At 61.8% G+C, this 424-nt stretch carries 1 pseudogene; it reads right to left on the reverse strand.

Annotated features, from left to right (window positions below):
- A pseudogene (locus tag GSQ92_RS30595) lies at positions 1-424 on the reverse strand (MFS transporter); the annotation flags it as partial.

Below are 424 nucleotides of genomic sequence, written 5' to 3' on the forward strand. Positions count from 1 at the left end.
TTGCCAGGACGGCAGCAGCGTCGCCAGTCTGAAGCCGCCCGCGGCGAGTAGACCTCCAACGCCGATGACGACGGAGCCGCCAAGGCGCTGCACGATCCTGTCACCGGTCAACCGCCCAATTGTCATCGTAGACGCAAAGGCGGCGTACCCGAGGCCAGCGAGAGAAGGCTTCATGGCATGCACTGAAGTGAGAAAGACCGCACTCCAATCTAACATGGCGCCTTCCGCGAGGAACGCTACGAAACAGAGCAGCCCAATGAAAAGCACCGCGCCGTGGGGAAAGGCGAAAGCCGGACCCGCACGCTTCGTCCCATAGGCCAGCATGTTCGGCGCGGAATAAGCCAACGCGACTAAAAGACAGACAACCACACAAAGCGTCGCGACTAGCGGCGAGGCACCCGCACCAAGGAACGCCGTTACACCG

It is taken from the genome of Acidisoma sp. S159 (assembly GCF_009766125.1).
Taxonomy (GTDB): domain Bacteria; phylum Pseudomonadota; class Alphaproteobacteria; order Acetobacterales; family Acetobacteraceae; genus Acidisoma.